Annotated in this window: 16 protein-coding genes; 6 read left to right on the top strand and 10 right to left on the bottom strand. The window is 69.0% G+C overall.

Annotation, left to right across the window (positions count from 1 at the left end; translation table 11 throughout):
• Window position 1: 1 nt before the first annotated feature.
• The gene (alr, locus tag HAV22_RS22940) at window positions 2–1,114 is read right to left on the bottom strand and encodes an alanine racemase (protein WP_166862140.1); all 1,113 of its coding nucleotides are present in this window, start codon (window positions 1,112–1,114) and stop codon (window positions 2–4) included.
• 138 nt (window positions 1,115–1,252) lie between these two features.
• Here alr and lplT point away from each other — a divergent pair, with 138 nt between their 5' ends.
• The gene (gene lplT / locus HAV22_RS22935; RefSeq protein WP_166862138.1) at window positions 1,253–2,515 is read left to right on the top strand and encodes a lysophospholipid transporter LplT; all 1,263 of its coding nucleotides are present in this window, start codon (window positions 1,253–1,255) and stop codon (window positions 2,513–2,515) included.
• 247 nt (window positions 2,516–2,762) lie between these two features.
• Here lplT and HAV22_RS22930 read toward each other — a convergent pair whose 3' ends face one another.
• The 4 genes from HAV22_RS22930 to tsaB are packed head-to-tail and all read right to left on the bottom strand — an operon-like array spanning window position 2,763 to window position 5,827.
• Complete coding sequence (locus HAV22_RS22930; RefSeq protein WP_166862136.1) at window positions 2,763–3,698, bottom strand: DUF1853 family protein; 936 nt, start codon at window positions 3,696–3,698, stop codon at window positions 2,763–2,765.
• Window positions 3,682–4,644 (bottom strand): uracil-DNA glycosylase, encoded by a 963-nt coding sequence (locus HAV22_RS22925; RefSeq protein WP_166862133.1) that lies wholly within the window; start codon window positions 4,642–4,644, stop codon window positions 3,682–3,684. The genes HAV22_RS22930 and HAV22_RS22925 overlap by 17 nt, the downstream gene beginning before the upstream one ends.
• Entirely contained in the window at window positions 4,641–5,102 is a 462-nt protein-coding gene (gene rimI / locus HAV22_RS22920; protein WP_166862131.1) for a ribosomal protein S18-alanine N-acetyltransferase, read from the bottom strand. Before rimI ends, HAV22_RS22925 begins: the two co-directional genes overlap by 4 nt.
• Window positions 5,099–5,827 carry a tRNA (adenosine(37)-N6)-threonylcarbamoyltransferase complex dimerization subunit type 1 TsaB gene (gene tsaB / locus HAV22_RS22915; protein ID WP_166862129.1) on the bottom strand — a complete coding sequence of 243 codons (729 nt, stop codon included), beginning with the start codon at window positions 5,825–5,827 and terminating at the stop codon, window positions 5,099–5,101. Before tsaB ends, rimI begins: the two co-directional genes overlap by 4 nt.
• 62 nt (window positions 5,828–5,889) lie before the next feature.
• On the opposite strand from tsaB, the gene HAV22_RS22910 reads away from it, so the two are divergent.
• On the top strand, window positions 5,890–6,318 hold the full coding sequence (locus HAV22_RS22910; protein ID WP_166862127.1) for a thioredoxin family protein: 429 nt from the start codon (window positions 5,890–5,892) through the stop codon (window positions 6,316–6,318).
• A 132-nt stretch (window positions 6,319–6,450) separates the two neighbouring features.
• Here the strand turns inward: HAV22_RS22910 and HAV22_RS22905 are convergent, their stop codons facing one another.
• Entirely contained in the window at window positions 6,451–8,736 is a 2,286-nt protein-coding gene (locus HAV22_RS22905; RefSeq protein WP_166862312.1) for a xanthine dehydrogenase family protein molybdopterin-binding subunit, read from the bottom strand.
• A gap of 34 nt (window positions 8,737–8,770) precedes the next feature.
• Entirely contained in the window at window positions 8,771–11,929 is a 3,159-nt protein-coding gene (locus tag HAV22_RS22900) for a bifunctional diguanylate cyclase/phosphodiesterase (RefSeq protein WP_166862125.1), read from the bottom strand.
• Window positions 11,930–12,202: 273 nt separating this feature from the next.
• Here HAV22_RS22900 and HAV22_RS22895 point away from each other — a divergent pair, with 273 nt between their 5' ends.
• The 3 genes from HAV22_RS22895 to HAV22_RS22885 all read left to right on the top strand — a co-directional run bounded on the left by HAV22_RS22895 (window position 12,203) and on the right by HAV22_RS22885 (window position 18,186).
• Complete coding sequence (locus HAV22_RS22895; protein WP_166862123.1) at window positions 12,203–14,527, top strand: alpha-L-fucosidase; 2,325 nt, start codon at window positions 12,203–12,205, stop codon at window positions 14,525–14,527.
• Window positions 14,528–14,554: 27 nt separating this feature from the next.
• The gene (gene galA, locus HAV22_RS22890) at window positions 14,555–17,410 is read left to right on the top strand and encodes a beta-galactosidase GalA (RefSeq protein ID WP_229421377.1); all 2,856 of its coding nucleotides are present in this window, start codon (window positions 14,555–14,557) and stop codon (window positions 17,408–17,410) included.
• Between the two features lie 377 nt (window positions 17,411–17,787).
• On the top strand, window positions 17,788–18,186 hold the full coding sequence (locus HAV22_RS22885) for a hypothetical protein (RefSeq protein ID WP_166862121.1): 399 nt from the start codon (window positions 17,788–17,790) through the stop codon (window positions 18,184–18,186).
• Between the two features lie 76 nt (window positions 18,187–18,262).
• On the opposite strand, the gene HAV22_RS22880 is transcribed toward HAV22_RS22885, so the two are convergent.
• Both HAV22_RS22880 and HAV22_RS22875 read right to left on the bottom strand, forming a co-directional pair.
• Window positions 18,263–18,844: a VPLPA-CTERM sorting domain-containing protein gene (locus HAV22_RS22880; protein WP_166862119.1), complete on the bottom strand. Its 582-nt coding sequence runs from the start codon at window positions 18,842–18,844 to the stop codon at window positions 18,263–18,265.
• A 70-nt stretch (window positions 18,845–18,914) separates the two neighbouring features.
• On the bottom strand, window positions 18,915–21,272 hold the full coding sequence (locus HAV22_RS22875) for a beta propeller repeat protein (RefSeq protein ID WP_166862117.1): 2,358 nt from the start codon (window positions 21,270–21,272) through the stop codon (window positions 18,915–18,917).
• 328 nt (window positions 21,273–21,600) lie between these two features.
• Between HAV22_RS22875 and HAV22_RS22870 the strand changes: the two genes are divergently transcribed.
• Entirely contained in the window at window positions 21,601–24,207 is a 2,607-nt protein-coding gene (locus HAV22_RS22870; RefSeq protein WP_166862115.1) for a glycoside hydrolase family 3 C-terminal domain-containing protein, read from the top strand.
• A gap of 75 nt (window positions 24,208–24,282) precedes the next feature.
• Here the strand turns inward: HAV22_RS22870 and HAV22_RS22865 are convergent, their stop codons facing one another.
• Window positions 24,283–25,845, bottom strand: coding sequence for an alpha-N-arabinofuranosidase (locus tag HAV22_RS22865; protein ID WP_166862113.1), 1,563 nt, complete (start codon window positions 25,843–25,845; stop codon window positions 24,283–24,285).
• Between the last annotated feature and the right edge of the window lie 8 nt (window positions 25,846–25,853).

The raw sequence follows: 25,853 nt of genomic DNA, 5'->3' as shown, positions 1-25,853 counted from the left end.
CTTATAAAATGGGATCGCACCCGAGCGGCGCCTCGGCCACGCGCACGCGCGGCGCCACGGCGCACATCAATTCGTAGCCGATCGTACCGGCGGCCTGGGCCACCTCGTCGATCGGGAGGCCGTCGCCCCACAACGTGACCTTGCTGCCGACGCGCGCATTCGCGATCGGGGACAGGTCGACGGCCATCATGTCCATCGACACGCGGCCGACGAGCGTCGTGCGCACGCCGTCCACGAGGACGGGTGTGCCGTGTTCCGCGTGGCGCGGGTAGCCGTCCGCATAGCCGCAGGCGACGACGCCGATCGTCATGGGAGCGTCCGCCTGGAAGCGGCTGCCGTAGCCCACGCTGTCGCCGGGCTGCAAGTGCTGGATGCCGATGATTTCCGATTTCAGGGTCATCGTCGGCAACAGGCCGTAATCCCTGGCCGACCGCCCGCCCGGCGTGCCGCCGTACAGCATGATGCCGGGCCGGACCCAATCGCTCTGGAGTTCCTGGACGAGTTCCGTCGTGTGCAGCACGCCGCCGGAATTCGACAGGCTGCGCTCGCCCGGCAAGCCATCGGCACCGGAACGGAAGCGCCGCACCTGCTCCCCGATCGACATGCGCGGATGTTCCAGCTCGTCCGCATTCGCGAAATGCGTCATCAGGGTGACGTTGCGGATGCCCGGGATCGCGCGCAGGCGACCGTATGCAGCGGCGAACTCATCCGGACGGAAGCCCAGGCGGTTCATCCCCGTGTTCATCTTGAGGTGCACGTCGATGGGGCGGTACAGCTGCGTGTACTCGAGCATCTTGACCTGCTCGATGCAGTGCACCGTGCTGTCGATGCCGTGCTCGGCCAGCAGTGGAATGTCGGACGTATCGAAGATTCCCTCTAATAACAGGATCGGCTTCGTCCAGCCCAGCTCGCGCAGGCGCAGCGCGTTCTCCGTCTCGATCAGCGCCAGGCCGTCGGCCTGGGCGAAGCCGCGCATGCCCCGCTCCAGCCCGTGTCCGTACGCATTCGCCTTCACCACGGCCCAGACGCGCGCCTGCGGCGCGCAGGCGCGCGCACGGGCCAGATTGTGCTGCATGGAGTCGAGGTGAATGGTGGCGTGCAGGGGACGTGGCATGGCTTGCAGATGGGGGCGGTCGGCCGGGAACGAAAGGTTTATTTTACCTGCGGCAGTGAAATGCCGTATTGTCGATTCCTTGGGCGAACCGGTCTTTCATGGTATAAAGCAACCCATCCCGTTTTTTGAAACTCTCGAATGAACCGTGGTTTTTATACCATCATGGCGGCGCAGTTCTTCTCGTCGCTGGCAGACAACGCGCTGATATTTGTCGCGATCGGTCTGCTAACGGCGATGAAAGCCCCGGCTTCCCTCACTCCGCTGCTGAAGCTGTCGTTCGTCCTGTTCTACGTCCTGCTGGCCGCTTTCGTCGGTGCGTTCGCCGATTCGATGCCCAAGGGACGGGTGATGTTCATCGCCAATTTAATCAAGGTTTTCGGCTGCTGCCTGATCTTTTTCGGCGTGCATCCCCTCATCGCGTGCGCCGTCGTGGGCTTCGGCGCCGCCGTCTATTCCCCTGCCAAGTACGGCATCCTGACGGAACTGCTGCCGCCGGAGAAACTCGTGGCGGCGAACGGCTGGATCGAGGGCTTGACCGTCATGTCCATCATCCTCGGCACCGTCATGGGCGGTGCCCTCGTCAGCCAGCACGGCAGCGCGTGGCTGATGACCCTCGACGTACCCTATATCGAGACCGGCATCAACACCCCGACGAAGGGCCAGCTCGCGGTGCTGATCGGCGTGTACGCGCTGGCCGCCGGCTTCAACCTGCGCATCCCGGACACCGAGGCCCGCTACGAGCACCAGGAACGCAACCCGGCCAAGCTGATCGCCGACTTCGCCGACTGCTCCGCCACGTTGTGGAAAGATAAACTCGGGCAGATCTCGCTGGCCGTGACCACGCTGTTCTGGGGCGCCGGGGCAACGCTCCAGTTCATCGTGCTGAAGTGGGCCGAGCGCTCGCTGCACATGCCGCTCGACAAGGCGACGAGCCTCATCGGCGTCGTCGCCATCGGCGTGGCCGTGGGGGCGGCGCTGGCCGCGAAGATGATCCCGCTGAAGAAGTCGCTGACCGTGATCCCGCTGGGCATCCTCATGGGCCTCGTCGTGACGGCCATGACGCTCGTGCACTCGCTGACGATCGCCGTGCCCATGCTGCTGATCATCGGCCTGCTGTCCGGCTTCTTCGTCGTGCCGATGAACGCGTTGCTGCAGCACCGGGGCCACGTGCTGATGAGTGCCGGCCACTCGATCGCCGTGCAGAACTTCAACGAGAACCTCTCCATCCTCACCATGCTGGCCGTGTACGCCATCATGATCACGCTGAACCTGGACCTGAACGTCATCATCGTCCTCTTCGGCCTGTCGCTGGCCGGCGTCATGTGGCTGATCGGCCGCCGCCACGCGACGAACCAGCGCGAGCACGACTCGCTCGCGCTGATCGGCGAGCACAAGCACTAAATTCGGGGTCAGAGCACTTTTTTCTCGAAATTCGGGGTCAGAGCACCTTTTCGAAAAATTGATCTGAGCTAGCGTCCGACGACCAACCATTAGCCGGCTCAGTACGTCGTCACGCCGGTCATGCGGAACACCTGCACATGTGTGGATCACGTGCCGACGCACCGCGTCCGACCATGGTGCCGGGGCCATTGCGTGGCAAAGTGCTCTGACCCCGAATTCTTGCGCCGATGTGCTCTGACCCCGAATTTTACAGGCGGGCGGCGGCCCGTTCGCGCCAGTCGTCGGGGACGATGAAACCCCGCTCGAATTCGACGATGCAGCCGGGCTCTTCGCGCACGAGCGACACGAGCACCGGGGCATCCGACACGGCGAAATGGTCGTCCAGTTCCGCCGCGAGCTGGGCCTTGTCGAGCATCCACGTGGCCGATTGCGCGCGGAACGGCGGCAGCCATTGCAGCCGGGGCAAGATCAAAAACCGGTCGCCGGGCAACGCGTCCAGCTCTCCCAACGCGCACCAGAAGCCGCGGCAGTGGCCGGCCGTGATGCCGCGCAGCGCCTGGTAAGTGCCCCTCGGGTAGAACAGCCAGCCCTTCACGAGCGCGCGCGCCGCGACGACAGGCCGCGGCAGCACGTCCTGGGCGGCCGGATGGCTGCCGAGTTCCAGCTGGCGGTCGAACACCTTGCGCATCTTGCGCCCCAGGCTGTCGGCCAGGTTCGGGCCGACGAACGTGTCGAAGCCCGCCGTGGAATCGCCCTGCAGCAGGTAGAACTTCGTGGCGAACTCGATGTGTTCGACACCCTCCCCCGCATCCAGCAGAAAATCGAACTCGCCGACCGTGTCGTTGCGGGTCGCGCGCACCTGCAGGCCGTGCGCGACGAGGCGTCCCTGCTGCGCGAAATAAAAGGCCATCAGCTTTTCCGCGTACAGCCCGAGCCGTGTGATCATCTTTGCGCCCAGCGCCGCGTCGAGGGCGGACGGGTCGGCATCGAGATCGGCGAGCCACCGCTCCGTCTCCGGCGTCACCGGGCCCAGGGTGGCGATGCGGCCGTCCCAATGCGGGTCGTGGACGTCCAGCAGGTCCGGGGCGTCCAGCAACCAGGCCAGCGCCCGCACGCGTGCGCGCCGCAGATGGCCCCAGCGGCGCTCGAAATACGCCTGGTACGTGTCAGCCGGATCGTGCACGGGCGTTCCTTGCCCTGCACAGGTCGGCCCACGCGAGCGCCTTGTCGGCGCCGCGCCGCAGCAGTTCGCCCGGATGCAGCGTGGCCACGAGGGTCACGGCGCGCCCGCCCGCGTCGAGCGTGTGCACGTCCCCGCGCGCGCCGGCCAGCGGTTCCGGCAGCGGCCGGCCCAGCAAGGTGTTGGCGGCGATCTGGCCCAGCGTGAGCACCATGTCGGCGCCGGTCAGCGCCACTTCGCGTTCGAGGTAGGGACGGCAGGCGGCCGCCTCGTCCGGCGTGGGTGCGCGCTCGCCGCCGTTCGGCGTCGTCGGGCGGCACTTGATCAGGTTCGTGACGTAGACGTCGCGCTCGCGCGCCAGGTCGACGGCGGCCAGCATGTTGTCGAGCAGCTTGCCCGGCTCGCCGGCGAGCGGCACGCGCGCTTTTTCGTCGGCGGCCGTCGTGGCGCCGGCCGCGACGAGCCAGCGCGCCCGTTTCGCACCCGTGCCCGGCACCGGCGCACGGCCTTCGCGGCAGGCGCTGCAGCGGCGACAGGCCGCGATGGCGATGGACAGCTGGTCCCAATCCATCACGGCGATTTCTTCCGGCGTCGCGTCGCTCGGGAGCGCGGCGTCGTCCCAGGCGGAATCCGTGTCGACGGGCGCCAGCGCGGATACCGACTGTGCGACGGGCTGCAGCGGCGATGGTCCCGGCGCGCGCGGACCGGCCGGCGGCGCGGGCCGCCGCGCGGGCGCTGCCGGCACTTCGGCGACCGGTGCTTCGGCCACGGGCGCCAGCGCGGACGCCGACTGCGCCACGGGCTGCAGCGGCGACGGTCCCGGCGCGACGTCAGGCGCGGCTGCGGGCGCCGCCGCGCCCTCGTGTGCGGGCACCGCGCGCAACTGCCACAGCGGGGTCAGGCCCATCTCGTTCAGGAAGATGGCATCGCGTTCGCTGACACCGTTCATAACATATACCTCATCACGATCGCATCCTCGCGCCGGCCTTCGTGCGCCGGATAATAACCTTTGCGCCGGCCGATCTCCGCATAGCCGTAACGCCGGTACACGTCCAGCGCGCGCGTGTTCGACGGCCGCACCTCGAGCAGGATCGATTCCATGCGCTCCGCGCGTGCGCGGGCCGCGATCCGGTCCAGCAGATAACGTCCCAGGCCGCGGCCCTGGCGCTGCGCGGCGACGGCCACGTCGAGCAGATGGGCTTCGTCCACTGCATACATCAGCAGGAAGTAGCCGGCCAGCGTGCCTTCCGGCTCGCGCAACACCCACGCGTCGTAGCCGCTCGCCAGCGAATCCATGAAATTCGTGCGGCTCCACGGATGCGGGAAGACGCTGCATTCGAGCTCATGCACGTCGTCGACGTCGGCCACGACCATCGGCCGCAATGCCGGCTGTGCCGCCCCACTCATGGCTTGCCCTGCTCCGCCCCGGCCTTGGCCGCGTTGATGGCCTGGCGTTCCGCGCTCGTGTACGCGACCTTGTTGCGCAGGTAGATCGGCTGCGCGTCGTCGGCCGGCACGGCGCGGCCGGCCGCCAGCGCGGCCGCGCCCAGCACCGCCAGTTCGCGCGCATGCGGGAGGATGTCGGCGAGTGCACCTGTGGCGAACGCGTGGGCCGCGAACGCGTCCGGGTACGCGGCAAAACCGTTGCCGCATGCGGCGAGACCAGCCACGAGTTCCGGCGCGACGTCGGCCGGCGCGCACAGCGCGGGCTCGCGCACGACCTGCCAGCCAGCCATCCAGCGGTACTGCGCCCAATACACTTCGCCCATGCGCGCATCGAGCACGGCGACGACGTCCGCCGCGCCCGTGCGTGCGCGGCAGGCCTCGGCCATCGCTTCCAGGGTAACGAGCGGCAGCACGGGTTTGCGGGCGCCGAATGCGAGACCCTGCGCCACACCGCACGCCGTGCGCACACCCGTGAACGAGCCGGGGCCGGCGCCGAACGCGATGGCGTCGCAGTCGGCCAGGGCGATGCCCGCGTCGCGCAGCAGCTCCTGCACCATCGGCAGCACGGCTTGGGAGTGCGTGCGCACGCCGGCCGATTCGCGGGTCAGGACGGCGGCATCCGTGCCGTTCAATAAAGCGCAGGACGCCAGTTCGGACGAGGTTTCGATTGCGAGGATGATAGGCATGGCATATTGTAACCCGCCGGCCCGGCCGGCCAAAAGCGCGGAACCGTTGTAAAATCCCGCCCATGTCCAGTCTGACCCTCGAGCCCGATACCCGCGACCAGGTCGCCGCCGCCGTTAGCGGCGACGGCTGGATCGTCGCTTGCCTGTGCGCCGCCTGGTGCGGCACCTGCTCGTCCTACCGCGCCGCGTTCGACGGCCTGGCCGCCCGTCATCCCGATAAAACCTTCGTGTGGATCGACGTGGAAGACCGGGCGGACGTCGTCGGCGACCTCGACGTCGACAACTTTCCCACCCTGCTGCTGCAGCGCGGCGACGCCGTCGCCTTCTTCGGCACGATGCTGCCCGATGCGGGCGTGGCCGACCGCCTGATCCAGGCGCAGGCGGGGCTCAGCACCGATGAGTTGTCGCGCCAGGCCGTATCGACACCGGAGCGGCAGGCGTGGCAACGCGAGTGCAATTTGCGCACGTTGATGGCGAACGCCGACGAATAAACGCGGCACTACGATGACGTAGGGTGGGCGGCCCTCCGCCCACGCGGACGCCGGCATCACGCAAACGTCACGCGTGGGCACGGGGTGCCCACCCTACGGGCCGCCGGCGACCCTGCCTGTCACCGGTGAGCTTTACATGAGGCGCAGCGGCAAGCTGCGCAACCTCTGCCCCGTCAATTTGAACACCGCATTCGCGACGGCCGGCGCCACGGGCGGCACTGCGGGTTCGCCCATGCCTTCCGGCGGCGCCGCGCTGGGCATGACGATCGTCTCGACCTCCGGCGCCTGCGCCATCCGCAGCACGGGATAGTCGCCGAAATTCGACTGCTGCGGCTGGCCGTTCGCGAACGTGATCTCGCCCGCCAGCGCGGCCGACAGGCCGAACACGACGCTCGACTCGACCTGCTGCGCGACGATGTTCGGATTCACGGCGATGCCGCAGTCGACGGCGCATACGACCCTGTGCACGCGGATGGCCTTGTCCGCCAGCGGCACCTCCGCCACCGACACCTCCGCCACCATCGCGACGACCGTGCCGAACGACTGGTGCACGGCGAGGCCATGCGCGCACCCTTGCGCCGGCGTGCCCGCGCGCGCGCGCGCGGCGTCGAGCACCGCGAGGTGGCGCGGATGGTCCTTCAGCAGCGCGCGCCGCCACGCGGCCGGATCCTGGCCCCCCGCATGGGCTAGTTCGTCGGCGAAGCTCTCCTTGAAGAACGCGTTGTGCGAGTGGCCCACCGAGCGCCAGTAGCCGATGGGGACGACGCTCTCCACGGCCACGTGACGGCAGCGCCGGTTCGCGATCGCATACTGCATGTCGTATTCGCCCTCGGCCGTCGCCTTGTCCGGGCCGACGCCGGGCAGTCCCAGGTTGCGCGGGAAGTACTGGTGCCCGATCGCGCCGCTGGCCAGCTTGCTGTCCCAGGCCAGCACGCGCCCGTCCGCGCCCACGCCGGCCGTGTAGCGCGCGAGCGCGGCCGGGCGATAGACGTCGTGGCCCGTGTCGTCCTCGCGCGTCCAGATCAGCTGCACGGGACGGCCGCGCGTCTGCAGCGCGACGGCGACGGCCTGCGCCACCATGTCCGTCTCGAGGCGCCGGCCGAAGCCGCCGCCCAGCATCGTCACCTCGATGGTCACGTCCTCGCGCGACACGCCGGCGACCTTCGCCGCCACGTCCACGGCGATGCTGGCCACCTGCGTCGGCGCCCACAATTTCACCTTGCCATTCAGGACTTGCGCCGTGCAGTTCTGCGGTTCCATCGTCGCATGGGCGAGGAACGGCGCACGGTATTCCGCTTGCACGGTGCGCGCGCCCGCCAGTTCCGGCGCGTCCTGGCTGCCGGACTCGAAATACGTGTAGCCCGGCTCGCGGTCGAGCGCCCGCGCGAAGCCCGCGAACACGGACTCGCTCGACAACTCTGCATGCGGGCTCGCGGTCCAGCGCACGGGCAGCGCGAGCGCGGCCTGCTTCGCCTGCCACCAGCCATTGGCCACGACGGCGACGCCGGCGCCCGCACCGGACAATGGCGCCAGCGCGGCCGACACGTCGACGACCTTGACGACGCCGGGCAGCGTCGCGATCGCATCCGCCTCGAAACCGCCGACGCCGGCGCCCAGCACGGGCGCCATGCGCAGCGCCGCGTACAGCAGGCCTTCGGGCCGCACGTCGATGCCGAAGCGGGCCTGCCCGTTGACCTTGGACGCCGCATCGCGCCGCGGCAGCGGCTTGCCGATCAGGGTGAATTGCGCGGGCGTCTTGAGGGGCACGTCGGACGCGTCGATGTTCCCGCCCAGTGCGGCCGCGCGCGCGGCCAGCAGGCCGTACGGCGCGCGCCGTCCATCCGGGTGCACGACCATGCCGTCGCGCGTGGACAGCGTGTCGGCGTTCGTGTTCCACTGTTCCGCGGCGGCGCGCAGCAGCATGGCACGGGCGACGGCGCCGGCCGCCCGCATCGTCGGCCACGCATCCTTCACGCTCGTCGAAGCGCCCGTGAACATGATGCCCAGCTCGCGCGCCACCTTGCCGGCGATCCAGCGCGCGCCCTGCGGCAGGTTGCCGACGTCTTCCGGATGGAACGGCAGCGTGTCGCGCAGCACGGTGAGGTTCGCGAAGATCTTGTCGATGGGGGCCTGCACGACGCGCACGGCTGCCAGCGGCGCGTCCAGTTCCTCCGCCAGCAGCATGGGCAACGCCGTGTGCACGCCCTGCCCCATCTCGCTGCGCGGGACGACGACGTCGACAGTGCCGTCGGGCGCGATGGCGACCCAGCCGTTCAGGGCAACGGTGCCCGCGTCATGCACGGCGCTGCCCGCCGTCGCGCGCAGGCGCTGGCGCGGCGGCTCGACACCCCAACCCACGACGAGCGTGGCACCGGCAGCCAGGCCGCCGAGCAGGAACCGCCGCCGGCCCTTGCGCATGCCGCGCACGCCGGGCCTCCGTTCCCGCTCGTCCTTATCCGAACCTGGTCCGCTCGTGTCCCGCATCGTCCTCCCTCCATGTGTCCAGCAATTCGCCCGGCGCCATCGGCCGGCCATACAGATAGCCCTGCGCGCGCCGGCAGCCGTGGCGCAGCAGGAACGCTGCCTGTTCGGCCGTCTCCACACCTTCGCCGATCACCGCGAGGTCCAGGCTCTTGCCCAGCTGGACGATGGCGATGGCGATCGCCTCATCGTCCTTGTCCGCCGGGATGTCCTTGATGAAGCTCCGGTCGATCTTCAACGTCTGCACCGGCAGCTGCTTCAAATAGGCGAGCGACGAGTAGCCGGTGCCGAAGTCGTCGATCGCCAGCTCCACGCCCAGCGCGTGCAGGTCGTTGATGTACTGGAGCGCATCGGCCGTATTCATGATGACGGATTCCGTCACCTCCAGCTGCAGGCGCTGCGGCGCGAGGCCTGTGTCGGCCAGCACGCGCGCGACGAGCGGCGCCAGGCTGCCGCGGTCGAACTGGCGCCCGGACAGGTTCACCGCGATCTTCGGCACATACAGCCCGGCAGCCTCCCAGCATACCACCTGGCGGCACGCCTCTTCCAGCACCCAGGCGCCCAGTTGGCCGATGAAGCCGATGTCCTCGGCCAGCGGGATGAAGCGCACGGGCGGCACGTGGCCCAGTTCCGGGCTGTGCCAGCGCACGAGGGCCTCGGCGCCCGTCAGCCGTCCGGTCTCGATGTCGACCTGCGGCTGGTAGTGCAGGCGGATCTCGTCGCGCTCGATCGCGCGGCGCAGCAGGCCCTCCATGCGCAGGCGCTCGGCGCCGTCGCCATCCATCGACGGTGCGTACAGCTGGTAGCCGTTGCGGCCGCGCGCCTTGGCCTGGTACATCGCCACGTCGGCATTGCGGATCAGGACGTTCATATCGACGGCGTCCCGCGGGAACAGGCTGATGCCCACGCTGCCGGTGACGAATAGCTCGTAGTCGGAAACGACGACGGGCCCCTCGAACAGCTGCATCAGCTTTTCCGCCACCTGGCGCGCGCCTTGTGCGCCGTCGACGTCTTCCAGCAGCACGATGAATTCGTCGCCGCCCAGGCGCGCCAGCGTGTCCCCTTCGCGCAGGCATTGGATCAGCTCGCCCGCGACCTGTTTCAGCAGCTCGTCGCCGACGTGGTGGCCCAGCGTATCGTTGACGGTCTTGAAGCGGTCCAGGTCGATGAACATCACGGCGAGCTGGCTGCCGTCGCGCGCCGCGCGCACCATCGCGTGCTGCAGGCGGTCGTGGAACAGCAGGCGGTTCGGCAGGCCCGTGAGCGGGTCGTGGTGCGCCAGGTGGTCCAGCTTGTCCTGCGATTCCTTCACCTTCGTGATGTCGGAGAACACGCAGACGTAGTGCGTGACGGCGTCGTGGTCGTCGCGCACCGCGGACACGGTCAACCACTCGAGGTAGGCTTCGCCGTTCTTGCGACGGTTGTGGATCTCGCCGCGCCAGAAGCCCATCTCCGCGAGGTCGGCCCACAGCGCCTCGTGCAGGCCCGTGTCGTCGCCCGTCATGCGCGTCAGGTTCGAGTGCGTGCCCACGGCCTCGCTCTCCGTATAGCCGGTGATCTGCGTGAACGCGGGATTCGTGGCGACGATCCGGCCGTGCACGTCGATCACCATCACGCCGTCCGCGATGTGTTCCAGCACGGTGGCCGACAGGCGCAGCTTTTCCTCGGCCTGGCGCCGCTCCGTGATGTCGGCGAACACCCAGATGCTGCCCTCGTCGTGGCGTTCCGGGTCGAGCGCGCGGCCGCTGACGGCGCACCAGAACAGGCTGCCGTCGCGGCGCCGGAACGCGCGGTCGTCGCTGAAATCGCTGCCGCCCGCCAGCACGGGCGTCGCGGCGTCCAGGCCCTGCGCGTAGTCGTCGACGGTGGGGAACAGCACGCCGATCGGGTCGCCCACCAGCTCGCCCTCCGCGTAGCCGAACAATTCGTCGAAGCGGCGGTTGGTCGACACGACGCGGCGCTCGCGCACGTACAGGATGCCGAACATGACGTTGTCCAGCACGGCACCCTGCTCGGCCAGCAGCGCCTCGATGCGCATCTCGTTGTATTTGCGTTCGCTGATGTCGGAGATGATCCCGTCGATCCAGAATACGGCATTGCCCTCGAACCCGACCGGCTGGCCGCTCTCCAGCACCCAGCGCTCGATGCCGGCGGCGTCGAGGATGCGGTACTCGATCTCGTACGGGCGCGCGGCCAGCACGGCTCCCTTGATGAAGTGCCGCTGCAGCTTGCGGTCTTCCGCGCAGATCACGTCGGCCCAGGTGTCCGTGTGCGCACCGATGAAGCGGCTGGCCGGATAACCGGAAATGTCTTCGATGGCGTCGCTGACGAAGTCGATCATGCCGCCCGGCCGGGCGCGGAACACGGCGCCCGGCACCTGCGTGACGATCGTGCGGAAGCGCTCCTCGCGCCGGCCGATGTCCTGGAACAGGTCGCCGATCGCGATACGCATGCGCTCCAGCTGCCCGCCGAGGCGGCCCAGTTCGTCGTTCGTCGACAGCGCGAGCGGCGCGTCGAACTTGCCGCGCGACAGCCGGTCGGAAAAGCTCATCAACGTGCCCAGCGGCGCAAGCAGGCGCCGCCGCAGCAGGATCAGGATCAACAACAGCGACACGCCCAGCTGAACGGCCAGCACGAGCGCATAGCGCGCCTGCTTCGCGCGCAGCGACTGCTGGCTGCGGCTGTCGTCCATCTCGACGGTCACGTGGCCGATCGGCTGGCCGTGCACGACGACGTCGCGCTCCGCCCGCAGCACGTGGCCGCCGGGCGGGGCGATCGCGCGGCGGTCGATGAAATCGCCCTCAACCTGCGCGCCCACGTGCACGTGCACGACGGCCGGGTCGCGCATCAGTGAATCGACGAGCGAGCGCGCGGCGTCCACGTTCATGTTCCACAGCGATTCCTGCATCCCGAGCGCGAGGATGTCGGCGTTGCGCTGCAACGTGTCGTCCAGCTCGCGGCGCGCGGCCTGTTGCTCCTGCACGCCGATCAGCAGATAGCCGCCCACGACCGCGGGCACGCCCAGGCCGCCGGACACCAGCACGAGCAGTGCGGTATACAACGAACGGCCATACAGCCGGGCGAGGCGCGCTGGCAGCGCGGACAGGGCAACTCTGGATAGGAAGGCCATGGCGTGGGATGCGGTGCCGCCCCGCTTGTGGCCGGCACGACAACTATTGTGGCAAATCAAGTAGTTAGAGTTATGTTCGGATTATGCCCACAACAATTGCTCTACGTCACAAGTTTTTCGATTGTGCTAGGTTTGGTAGCGATAACCGTTACCAGACCGCCACGTTGGCGTTGCGACACCGTCCCGAATTTCGTGCCTCCATTGATGAATTTCGCACTTGCCCGGCCGTATCCGTGATCGCAGAATCGGCACGCCACTTATTACGCCGACATCATGATCACCTCACTTCCCAACACGACGACATGGGCCCGCGCGGCCCTCGGCCTGGCGCTCGCAGGCATTTGTTCCCCCGGCACGGCCGCGCCCGTGCCGTATGCGACGGAACAGGTGATTGCCGCCGGCGACACCCCGGCCATCGTGGCCGAAAAAGCGGCCAAGGTCTTGCCCAGGCCGAACCAGTCCGCATGGATGCGGCTGGAGCGCACATTTTTCCTGCACTTCGGCGTCAATACCTTCAACGGCGTGGAATGGGGGAATGGCAAGGAAGACCCCGCCATCTTCAATCCCGCCCAACTGGACGCGAGCCAGTGGCTCCGTGCCGTCAAACAGCTGGACGGCAAGATGCTCGTGCTTGTGGCCAAGCACCACGACGGCTTCGCCATGTGGCCCACGCGCTACACGGCGCATTCGTCGGCCGCCAGCCCCTGGCGCGGCGGCAAGGGCGACCTCGTGCGCGAAGTGGCCGATGCGGCCCGCGCCGCCGGCGTCAAGCTGGGCATCTACCTGTCCCCCGCCGACCTGTACCAGTTGAAGACGAACCCGGCCAACCCCGCCGGCTACTACGGCAACGGCAGCCCGAAGCGCAGCTCGACGATCCCGACCGATCCGGCCCACTTCCAGGACGACCCGTCCCGGGGCCGCACGCCGACGCCGGGCTTCGACACGTTCACGTACGACGTCGACGACTACAACCGCTACTTCCTGAATCAGCTGTACGAACTGCTGACGCAATACGGCCCCGTGGACGAAGTGTGGTTCGACGGCGCCAACCCCGATCCCAGCGTCACCGAGACGTACGACTACACCGCGTGGTACGACCTGATCCGCAAGCTGCAGCCGAACGCCGTCATCATGGGCAAGGGCCCCGACGTGCGCTGGGTCGGCAGCGAGAGCGGCTACGGCCGCCCGACGGAATGGAGCGTCGTGCCGCTGCCCACCGCGCCCGCCGACTTCCGCTGGCCCGACATGACGGACGGCGACCTGGGCAGCCGGGCGAAACTCGTGCCGGGGTCGCACCTGTGGTGGTATCCGGCGGAGACCAACGTCACCATGCTCGGCAACGGTCAATGGTTCTGGGCCCGCGACAAGCGGCCGCGCCCCGTCACGCAACTGGTCGACATCTTTTATTCGTCGGTCGGCCGCAACGGCAACCTGATCCTGAACCTGTCGCCCGACAACCGCGGCCTCGTACCGGACGACCAGGTCACGGCGCTGGGACAGATGGGCGAAATCGTGCGCGACACGTTCGCCGTCAACCTGGCGCGCGGCGCGAAGGCGGCCGCCGACCACGCGGCGCCGCGGCGCGGCCCGGCCGCCGTCCTCGACGGCAACCTCGACACGTGGTGGGAAGCCGCCCCCGGCCGCACGGACGGCACGCTGACCTTGACCCTGCCGCGCCGGGCGACGTTCGACGTCGTGTCGCTGCAGGAAGCGGTCGATCACCGCGGCCAGCGCATCGAATCGTTCGCCATCGAGACGTGGAACGGCACCTCCTGGACGGCGCCCGCGCTGCACCCGGCCGACGTGACGACGACGGTCGGCCACCGCCGGCTGATCCGCCTGGCCAACCCCGTGACGACGGACCGCGTGCGCATCCGCATCACGGGCGCGCGCCTGGCGCCGACGCTCGCCGAAGTGGGCCTGTACAAACAGGCGGTGGACCTGCTGCCGCCCGCCATCGCCGATCGCGACGCCGATGGCGCCGTGCACGTGACCCATCCGGGCGGCGGCACGATCGTCTACACGGTCGACGGGTCCGCGCCCACCGCGGCCTCGCCCGTGTACCGCGCGCCCATCCCGCTGCCCGGCAACGCCGTCGTGAAGGCGGCGCGCCTGCTGCCCGGCGGACGCCTGGGCGTGGTCGGCACGCGCACGTTCGTCGGCCTGTCGCCGCGCGGCTGGAAGGTCGCGGCCGTGGATGGCGAGAAGTCCGGCCAGGCGGCGCTGGCCGTCGACGGCAACCCCGCCACGTTCTGGGACACGGGCTGGAACGACGCCGACAAGGGCCCGAAATCGATCACGATCGACATGGGCGCGCCACACCGCATCGCCGGGCTGGCCTACCTGCCGCGCCAGGATGGACAAGTCCTCGGCACCGTCGTGGACTACCGCTTCGAGACGAGCGTGGACGGCGCGCAGTGGCAGACCGCCGTCGCGCAAGGCACGTTTTCCAACATCCAGAACAATCCGGACTGGCAGACGGCGCGCTTCGCCCCCGTGGACGCCCGCTTCTTCCGCTTCACGGCCATCAACGACGTGTGGCACACGGGCGGCGCCAACGCGGCCGAGCTGACCGTCATCCCGGCCGACAAGCATTGACAACCATTGACTCATCCAGGAAACCTCATGCGTCCAACTCTCGATGACCGCGGTGCGTGGCCACGCGCGGCCCTCCACTGCCTGCTCGCGGCCGGCGCCGTCATGTTCGCGTCCATGCAGATCGCCAGGGCCGGCACGCCCGAGCGCCTGTCGCTCGACCCCGGCTGGCTGTTCCTGCAGGGCGACGTGCCCCTGCCCTCGATCAAGGGCCAGGGCGCGAGCTACATGACCACCAAGGCCGGCGAGGCGCCGGGTCCGGCCGGCGCCGATTACGACGACTCCACATGGCGCCACGTCGACCTGCCGCACGACTGGGCGGTGGAAGGCCCGTTCGATCCCGACCAGAACCGCGCGCAGGGCTACCGGCCGCGCGGCATCGGCTGGTACCGGCGCTACCTGACCCTGCCCGTGACGGACCGCGGCCGCAACATCGAGCTGCAGCTGGACGGCATCGCCACGCACAGCACCGTGTGGGTGAACGGCATCGTCGTCAACCGCAACTGGTCCGGCTACAACGGCCGCAACATCGACATCACGCCCTACCTCCGCTACGGCAAGGAAGTGAACACGATCGCCGTGCGGGTCGACGCCGAGGTGATGGAAGGCTGGTGGTACGAAGGCGCCGGCATGTACCGCCACACCTGGCTCGTCAAGCGCGACGCCGTGCACATCGCCACCGACGGCATCCACGCCAATCCGGTGCAGAAGAACGGCCGCTGGACGTTGCCCGTGACCGTGCAGGTGGACAGCAGCGCGGCGGCGGCGCGCGACGCGACACTCGACGTCATACTGGTCGCGCCGGACGGCCGCGCCGTAGCGCGGGCCACGGCGCCCGTGCACGTGGACGCGCTGCACAGCGCCAGCGCGAGACTCGACCTCGCGGTCCGGAACCCGCAGCCGTGGACGCTGGACAAGCCCGCGCTGTACCGCGTACACGCCGTGCTGCGCGATGCCAAGGGCGAGATCGACAGCGCCGAGACGCACACGGGCTTCCGCACGTTCCGCTTCGACGCCGACCGCGGCTTCTTCCTGAACGGCCAGCCGACGAAGCTGCAGGGCGTGGCGATCCACCAGGACCACGCCGGCGTGGGCGTGGCGGTACCCGACTCGATATGGGAATACCGGATGCGCCAGCTGAAATCGATGGGCGTGAACGCGATCCGCTTCGCGCACAACGCCCCGGCGGCCGAGGTGATGGACCTGGCCGACCGGCTCGGCATCCTCGTGATGGACGAGAACCGCAACTTCAACACGTCGCCCGACTACATGCAGCAACTGACCTGGCTGGTGCGGCGCGACCGCAACCGCCCGAGCGTCGTGCTGTGGTCGATCTTCAACGAAGAGCCGCTACAGGGCACGGAAGTCGGCTACGAGATGGCGCGCCGCATGGTGGCGGCCATCCGGGAACTGGATCCGACCCGCCCCGTCACCGCCGCCATGCACGGCGGCCTGTTCTCGGACAAGGGCGCCGTGCAGGCGCTGGACGTGGCGGGCATCAACTACCAGGTGTGGGAATACGAGCACTTCCACAAGACCTACCCGGACAAGCCCGTGTTCAGCTCCGAGGACACGTCGGCCTTCATGTCGCGCGGCGCGTACAAGACCGACGTCGCGAAGCACGTCGTCGCCAGCTACGACGACGACGCGGCCGACTGGGGCCAGACGCAGCGGGGCAGCTGGAAACACATCACCGACCACCCGTTCATGGCCGGCGGCTTCGCCTGGACGGGCCTGGACTACCGCGGCGAACCCACGCCGCACGAGTGGCCGAGCGCCAGCTCGTTCTTCGGCATCATGGACCTGTGTGCGTTCCCGAAGAACGCCTACTGGTTCCGCCAGGCGCTGTGGATCAAGGACAAGCCGGTCGTCAAGCTGATGCCGCACTGGAACTGGCCCGGCCAGGAAGGCCGGCCGGTCAAAGTGCGCGTCGCAACCAACGCGCCGCACGTGCGCCTCCTGCTGAACGGCGCCGTCGTCGGCGAACAGGACGTCGCCCCGTTCGACATGGCCACGTTCGACGTGCCGTACGCGCCGGGCAGGCTCGAAGTCGTGGCGTCCAGGAATGGCAAGGAAGTCGGCCGCGACGCCGTCGAGACGAGTGGCGCGCCGGCGCGCGTCGTGCTCACGCCGGATCGCAGCGCCCTGCTCGGCGACGGTGCCGATGCCGTGCCGGTCACGGTGAGCGTGGTCGACGCGCAGGGCCGTCCCGTCGCGGACGCGAACCTGCACGTGCGTTTCGACACCGACGGCGCCGGCCGCATCATCGGCGTGGGCAACGGCGACCCGAACTCGCACGAACCGGACAAGGCGTCCGAGCGCAGCCTGTACAACGGCCTCGCACAAGTGATCGTGCAGGGCCGCCGCGGCGCCCACGGCAAGCTCGTGCTGCGCGCCCGGGCCGACGGCCTGCAGCCGGCCGAGGTCCTGCTTGCCGTGCGCGACGCGGGCGCCCTGGCCGTCGTCCCGGAGGCGCAGCCGATCGTGCGGCCAGGCACGTGGCGCTCGTCTCCGCCGCAATCCGAACGGCCGGATCCGAACGTCGCGCTCGCAGACAACGACATGAACAGCTGGGCCTGGGGCGATCCGCCCCTCGGGATGGCGCCGGGCGCCAAGCGCTGGCGCGCGTTCCGGGTCTCGTTCCCGCTGCGCGCCGACCACAACGACGGCCGCGCCCACGTCGTCCTGCGCGAAATCGCCGGCAAGGCCGAAGTCTGGCTGGACGGCGTCAAGCTGGGCGACAAGACGTCGTTCGCACCGGGCCCCCTCGTGCTGCCGGTGCCGCACGGGCCAGGCTGGCGCACGCTGACCGTGCTGGTGGAAGCGGAGCCGGGCAAACCGTCCGGCCTCCTCGGCGACGTGCTGATCGAACGGGGCACGCCGTGAAGCTGCGGGCCACGGCACTCGCCGCAGCCCTGACGCTGGCGCTGGCGGGCGCAGTCGAGGCCCGCACGGTGACCGTGCACGACACGGCCATCCGTTCGAACTGGCAGGCGCCAACCCGCACGCGCTGCACGGCCTGGGCTGGGGCGGCGTACAGGTACCCATCCTCGGCAAGGACGCGGCGGCAACCCGGTCTACGGTCCGCAGGTCGGCAACAATCGCACGATGGCGCCGAGCGACAGCGCGCGCTGGAGCGACAACGTGTTCGAGGAACTGGATGCGCCGGACGAATGATTCCTCGACCGGCGCGACGACTGGCTCTACCTGAAGCGCCTTAACGCCGGCCCCGTCGCCCGCGCGCGGCTGCGGGGACAGCGCCGTTGACGCGCTCGTGCGCATCGAAGGCCACGATGGCGACGTGCACGACATCAGCGTGCGCAACCTCGTGTTCACGCACACGGAACCCGCGTCCCCCGCAGGCGACCGAGCCGCTGCTGCGCTCGGACTGGAAATTCGCCCGCACCCGCGCCGTCACGGGCAACCACATCCACGACATCGGCACCATCGACAAGCAGGCAGCCGGCGTGCAGATCGAGACGGTCGCGCGCATCAGGGTAGACCACAAGTCGATCTACGACGGGCCGCGTGCCGGCATCGACGTCGGCGATGGCAACCGGGGTGGGCACCGCATCACGCACAACGACGTGTTCGACACCGTGCTGGAATCCGGCGACCATGGCGCGTTCAACAGCCGGGGTGCGCGACCGCTCCTGCATTGACTATAAAAAAAATGCCGGTCAACCCGACTGACCGGCATTCGGCGCGCAGCCGCCGCGTTTCATTGCGGCGTGCGGATCAGCCCCGGCGACGGCGCGCCAGGCCGAAGGCGGCCACGCCGCCCATCAACAGCGGCAAGGTGCCCGGCAGCGGCACGGTGCCCGCAGCGGCCACGTCGACGTTGGCGATCGCGTTGTGCGCGCTCGACGTGAAGCGCAGTTCCGTGATGCCGTTCAGCGCCGTCGTCCAGGTGCCGCCACCCGCCAGGAAGGCCTGCAGCGTGCCGTCCGTCGACAGCGCGCTGCCGTCGGTGTAGTAGTCGAAGCTGCGCAGGTCGAACGAGCCGCCGCCTGCGCGGGTCAGCGTGACGAAGGTGTTTGCGCCGTTTTCAAAGCCGTCGTGCCAGTTGTACGTCTGCGGGTCGAACGTGCCGTCGCCGACGTGGGCCTGGCCGGCGGCCGCCCCGGGCGCGTTCAACGTGACGCGGTAGCCCGCTTCTTCGTACACGAGGTTGGTGCCCTCGTAGTGCATGTTGGCGGCCAGCGGGAAGCCGTCGCCGTACATCGACTCGATCAAGCCGTCGAACGTCAGGACGGTGGCGCCGGCGTTGGCGGCCGCGATGCCCAGCGCGAGCGCGGCCAGGATTGCTTTCAGTTTCATTCGAATGTCTCCAGTGATATCGGTTGCGGCAGGCCGGTCCCGTGGCCGATGCGCGGGACCGGTGCATGCATCAGTAGGTGAACAGCACGCCGCGGGCGGCGCCGGCGAAGTACAGGCGTCCGGGCACGGCCTGGTCGGCCGCCAGGTTGCTGATGCCGCCGTACTGGTGCTGGTCGTCGTTGTAACGGGTCCAATTGACGCCGCCGTCATCCGAGCGGTACACGCCCCACTGTCCGTTGATCACGCCCACGATGTAGATCGAGGCCGAGTACTTCGCACCGACCGGAGCCTTGCCGAGGGCGATCGAGATGGCGCCATAGACCTTCGGCACGTAATAGTTGTTCGGGTCCGGAATCGACTGGGTCACGTTCAGCTTGGTCCAGTGCGCGCCCGAATCGGTCGAGTGCAGGATGCTGAAGCCGTCCACCACCCAGACGTCGCCCTCCGCGTTCGGGTTGACGGCGACCGAGGTCTGCTGGAACGAGTTCAGCGCGGCACTGTTCTTGAACGTGGCGCTCTCGGTGAACGTTTGACCACCGTCCGTCGACGTGTAGAAGTGCGCCGCGCCGCCCCATTGCGCCCACCACGCGCCGCCCGAATCGTAAGCATAGACCTTGTTCGGGTTCTTGCGGTCCGCCACCACGTGATAGCCGCGCGACGTGCTCATGTGTTCCAGCGCGGGCAGGTTGGTATAGGTCCACGTGTTGCCGCTGTCGGCCGTCCACGCCGGTACCGATTCGGCCGGCGCCCAGACCACGTTGCCGGTCTTCGTGACGGCGACGCTGGCCGTTTCGGACTGGTGCGCCTTCGCGTCCGGATGGTTGTTCGCGAATTTGTTCCAGCTTACCCCGCCGTCGCTGGAGTAGGCGCCGACGATGTCCGGCGTCTTCGAGGCCCCGGCGCCGATGGCGGCGATGTAGTTGGGGTTGGACCACGCGGCGTCGATGCCGAACGCGCTGCTGAACCATTCGCCCGTCGTGCGCGTGGGCGCCTTGAGGAGTTCCGTCTGCACGGTGATGCCGATGTCGAGGCCCGCGCGCATCAGCGAATAGTTGGCGCCCGGTGCCGGGGCCATCAGGGCCTTCGTCGCGACTTCCTCGACGCCGTTGACGATGAAGTTCCACGTCGGCTGCGCGTCCGATGCGTTGCGGGTCTCCCACACGCCGCCGCCGGTCACGTGCAGGACGCGGTCCGGATTGTTCGGATCGATCTCGACGTCGTCCACCCAGCCGGAGTAACCGGTCTTGGCCGGGTCGCGCGGCATCAGGTTGGCGATTTCGCGCCACGTGGCGCCACCGTCGTCGGACATCTGCACGGCCGGCATGCCTTGCCAGTTGCCCCACGTATTGGTCACGCCCAGCGCGATGCGGGTGTGGGCGCCGGTGCCGGACACGGACAGGCCGCCCATGCCGAAGCTGCTCCACTGGGTGTCGTCGTAGCCCTTCAGCAGGGTCCAGTTGGTGCCGTCGAACTTGTACAGGCGGCACGGACCGCCGGCGCCAGGCCCCTCGCCCTTCGTGAACGCCACGTACATCATGCCGTCCTTGGCACGCACCATGTGCGGGATGATGAAGCCCTGCACGTCGGCCGGGACGGGAATGCTGGTCCACGACGCGCCACCGTTGGTCGTCTTGTACAGACCGGCGGTCAGGCCCGCCATGTTCGCGTAGTCGGGCGCCACCGCCGTGTAGATCGTCTGCGTGGCGGTGCCGGTGCCCTTGGTATCGGTGTCGAAGATCAGCTGTTCCATGCCGACCGGGCTGCTCCAGTAGGCCGTGTCGATCTGCGCCTGAGTCATCGTCAGCGTCGACAGCGACGTCACCTGGTTCCACGTCTGGCCGCGGTCCGTGCTCTTCCACAGACCGGCCGTGCGCGTCGCGTAGAACAGGATCGTGGAATCGTTCGGGTCGACCATCAGGCGCTCGCCGACCGCACGGCCCTGGTTGTTGCCGCCCGCGGGGAACGGCAGGTCGACGTGCGTCCAGTGGCTGCCGCGGTCGGTGGAAATGTACAGGCGAGCGTGGCTGCTGGCCCAGTTGTACATGCCGGCGCTCATGTAGACGCGCTGGTCGTCGTTCGGGTCGACTGCCATCGTTTCGCTGCCGTGGTAGAAGCCCTCGTCGGGACCGAACATGTCCGTGATCGCGGTCCAGGACGAGGTGGCCGCATCCCAGCGGTAGGCGCCGCCGACGTCCGTGCGCGCATACAGCACGTCAGGGCTGGTCGGGTGGAAGATCAGGCCCGGCACGTAGCCGCCGCCGCCGAACTTCACGCTCGCGAAGCGGGCGGGCTTGATGGTGGGGCTCGCGGATCCGATCGTGCCCGCCAGCACGGTGCTGCCATTGGCGTGATCGGCGTCGCTGCCGCCACAGCCGGCCGCCAGGCCCGCCACGACGCCGGCGAGCGCGATGAGTCGCATCTTCTGCATGCTTGTGTACTCCATATGATTGTTATGAGGTACCGGCCTCGCGCGCCACGTCTCCCGGGCGCGCCCGATCGCCGGTGTCGGACCGCCGCCGGAAGATCGTCCGATGCTCGCGGCGTTGAGACATTCTGTGAATATGCCGGGACGGCGGCAATGACGAAAAACCTCAAGTTGCCAACGAAATACCGGAATCGTCGGCGCCGCATGATGAAATCCGCCAGCCTGGCAAGAAAATTTTCCGACCAGGCCCCGCGCCGGCCGCGCGCGCCCGCGCCGGTGCTAGCATGCGCGCGCGCACCGTGCGCCACCCGCAACCTATTTGAAAACGCATATGACAACTCGACACCTGTCCAGGACCGCCATCGCGGCGGCCGTGGTGCTGACGCTGGCCCTGCCCGCCCTCGCCGCGCAGGCCGATCCCGCCGCGCGGGCCCAGGCCCTGCTGGCCCGCATGACGCTGGACGACAAGGCCAGCCTGCTGCAATCCACGTCGCCCGCGATCGCGCGGCTCGGCATCCCCGCCTACAACTGGTGGAGCGAGGGCCTGCACGGCGTCGCGCGCGCCGGCAACGCCACCGTGTTCCCGCAGGCGATCGGCCTGGCCGCCACGTGGAACAATGCGCTCGTCGAACGCGTGGCGGACACCGTCGCGACGGAATTCCGCGCCAAGTACCTGGAGACCGTACGCCCCGACGGCGGTTCCGACCTGTACCGCGGCCTCACGGTGTGGTCGCCGAACGTGAACATCTTCCGCGACCCGCGCTGGGGCCGCGGCCAGGAAACCTATGGCGAAGACCCGTACCTGACGTCGCGCATGGGCGTGGCCTATATCCGCGGCCTGCAGGGTCCCGATGCGGGTGCGCCGAAGGTCTCGGCCACCGTCAAGCACTTCGCCGTGCACAGCGGCCCCGAGGCCGACCGCCACCGCGAAGACGTCCACCCTTCGCCGCGCGACCTGACGGAGACCTACCTGCCCGCATTCCACGCCGCCGTGACGGAAGGCCATGTGCTGTCCCTCATGTGCGCCTACAACGCGGTGAACGGCGTGCCGGCATGCGCCAACGGCCCCCTGCTGAAGGACCTGTTGCGCGACACGTGGAAATTCCAGGGCCACGTCGTGTCCGACTGCGGCGCCATCGCCGACATCCACTCGGACTGGGCGCACCACTATGTCGACACACCGGAGCGCGCGGTGGCGGCTGCGATCAAGACGGGCACGGACGTGATGTGCGAATTCGGAAACAGCCCGACCGCCACGCCCGCCACCACGGTGCGTGCCGTCAAGCAGGGGCTGCTGACGGAGGCCGACGTCGACCGCGCCGTGCTGCGCCTGCTGGAAGCGCGGATCCGCCTCGGCCTGCTCGACAAACCGCAGCCTTTCGCCGGCATCACGGCCAAGGACTACGACACGCCGGCCGACAAACGCCTGAACCTGGAAGCGGCACGCCAATCGCTCGTGCTGCTGAAGAACGACGGCCTGCTGCCCCTGAAGACGGCGCCGCGCCGCATCGCCGTGATTGGCCCGAACGCGGACAGCGTCGACGCACTGGTCGGCAACTACAGCGGCACGCCATCGAAGCCGATCACGGTGCTGGCCGGCCTGCGCGCCCGTTTCCCGCAGGCGCAGGTGACGTTCGTCGAAGGCACGGGCTGGGTCGCGCCGCCGCTGCAGGACGTGCCGGCGGACGCGATGTGCCTGGACGCCGACTGCGCCCATCCGGGTGTCAAGGTGGAACGGTTCGACAACGTCGACCTGGCCGGCACGCCCACCGCGGTCGAGACGGGCACGCAGGCGGCATTCCGGTGGGGCTGGCCGGACCGGTCCGACCGCAAGACCTCGACGCGCTGGAGCGGCTACTTGCGCGCCGGCGAAAGCGGCCCGCATCATCTGCGCCTGAAGGGTGGCCAGGGCTATCGCATCCGCGTCGACGGACGCCTCGTCACGGACCTGTGGGACATCGCCTGGCCGACGTCGAACACGCCGGTGGAACTCGCGGCCGGCAAGGTGTACACGATCGAGATCGAGGCCCGGCAGCTGGGCTGGGACGGCGAGCAGCAACTGCAATGGACGCGGCCCAGCTTCGACGACACGGCGGCGCTGCAAGCGGCCCGCGACGCCGACCTCGTCGTGTACGCGGCCGGGCTCACATGGCAGCTGGAAGGCGAAGAGATGTCCGTCAACGCACCGGGCTTCGCCGGCGGCGACCGCACGAGCATCGACCTGCCCGCCCCGCAGGAAGCGCTACTGGAACGCCTGGGCGGCCTCGGCAAGCCACTGGTGCTCGTCAACATGAGCGGCAGCGCCGTCGCGCTGAACTGGGCCGCGGGCCACGTCCCGGCCATCATCCAGGCGTGGTATCCGGGCGGCGTAGGCGGCCAGGCGGTGGCCGAACTGATCGCGGGCGACTTCAGTCCGTCCGGCCGCCTGCCGGTGACGTTCTACAAGTCCGTCGCCGACCTGCCGCCGTTCAAGGACTACGGCATGCAGGGCCGCACCTACAAGTACTTCAAGGGCGAGCCGCTGTATCCGTTCGGCCACGGCCTCTCGTACACGCACTTCTCGTACAAGCCGGCCGCGCCGGCGCCGAAGACGGTGTGTGCCGGCTGCCCCGTGAAGGTCGCCGTCGACGTGAAGAACGACGGACCGCGCGCCGGCGACGAGGTGGTGCAGGTCTACGTCGCCCGGCCGGGGGTGCCCGCGGCGCCGAACCGCACCCTCGTCCGCTTCGCCCGCGTCACGCTGCAGCCGGGAGAAAAGCGCCGCCTGACGTTCGACCTGGACGGCAAGGCCTTCAGCACGGTCGATGCGGTTGGCCGGCGCAAGGTGGAGGCGGGTCCGGCCACCGTCTGGGTCGGCGGTGGCCAGCCCGGTGCGCAGACCGCGGGCGTCGGCCTGAAGGTGAACGTAACAGGCCGGCGCGAACTGCCGCAGCTGTAGGGTGGGCACTCCGTGCCCACCAAACGTTCGCGCACCGGCATGCATCTGGTGGGCACAGGGTGCCCACCCTACGCCTTATTCCTGCACGGCGACCACCACGACGGACTTCGCCGGCAAGTGCAGCACCAGCCGGCCACCGCTGGCCCTCGCCTGCAACGGCGCCGGCGCGACGGCGGCCGGTGTCGCGAACGTATTGTGCGCATCCATCGCGGCGGCCGTCAGCACGGAACCCGCCGCCCCGCGCGCGCCCGCGCCGCCCACGTCGACCGTCACATCCGCCTGCTCGTGCGGGTTCGTGTTGACGAGCGCGAGGTACAGCCTGCCGTCCTTCGCGCGCGCGGCCGACGCGCTGACGGCGGGGATGGCCACGCCGCCGAACGTGTACGACGGATTGTTCGCCAGCCGCACCGGTACCGAGACGGCGTCCTGGAACGGCACGTACATCCGGAAAACGTGATAGGTCGGCGTCAGCACCATCTTCGCGCCATCCGTGCGGACCATGGCCTGCAGCACGTTCACCATCTGCGCGATGCTCGTCATGCGCACGCGGTCCGCGTGCGCGTGGAAGATGTTGAAGTTGAGCGCGGCCACGAGGCCGTCGCGCAGCGTGTTCTGCTGCTGGAGGAAGCCGGACCTGCTGCCCTCTTCCGCGTCGTACCACGTGCCCCATTCGTCGACGGCGAACATCAGCTTCTTCTGCGGGTCGTGCTCGTCCAGCTTCGCGACGTTGGCGGCGATGAAGCCCTCCATGCGCTGCGTCTGGCTCAACGTGGAGATCCAGCGGCTTTCGTCGAAGCCCGTCGCGCCGTACTTGCCGTTCTTGTCCGCACCGGGCGACGTGTAGTAGTGGAACGAGATGCCGTGGGCGCGTACGCCCCAGCCGAAGATGTGCTGGCTCAGGTAATCCGTCCAGCTGGCGTCGTCGTCGTGGCCGCCGGCGGCGATGAATTGCGTGTCGCCGGTTGGATGCAGGAACGTGGCGTAGCGGCGGTAGGCGTCCGCGTACTGCTCCGGCCGCATGTTGCCGCCGCAGCCCCAGGCCTCGTTGCCGATGCCGAAGAACGCGAGCTTGTACGGCGCCGGATGGCCGTTGCGGGCACGCAGCTGCGCCAGGCTGGATGTGCCGTTCGCCGTCATGTACTCGACCCATTCCGCCATGTCCTGCACGGTGCCCGTGCCGAGGTTGCCGTTGACGTAGGCGTCGGCGCCGAGCTGCTCGACGAGGTCGAAGAATTCGTGCGTGCCGACGGCGTTGTCCTCGTCGACGCCGCCCCAGTTCGTGTTGATGCGCACGGGCCGGTGCGCGCGCGGGCCGATGCCGTCGCGCCAGTGGTACTGGTCCGCGAAGCAGCCGCCCGGCCAGCGCACGAGGGGCACGTGCAGCGCCTTCAGCGCGGCGACGACGTCGTTGCGCCAGCCGCGCGTATTCGGAATCGTCGAGTCCGGGCCGACCCACAGGCCGCCGTAGATGCCCGTCCCGAGGTGTTCGGCGAACTGGCCGTAGACGTATTTGCTGATGACGGGGCCCGGCTTGCCGGCGTCGATGGTGACGGCGACTTGCGCCGCGGCGAGCACGGATGCGGACGCGCAGGCCGCGAGCACGCCCAGCGCGAGCGCGCGATAGTGGATGCGTTTCATAAAATTCA

Origin of the sequence: Telluria antibiotica, assembly GCF_011682055.1 — a bacterium.
Classification (GTDB): domain Bacteria; phylum Pseudomonadota; class Gammaproteobacteria; order Burkholderiales; family Burkholderiaceae_D; genus Telluria; species Telluria antibiotica.
Note: the sequence above shows the minus strand (reverse complement) of the source record. Positions and strands in the feature narration are given on the sequence as shown.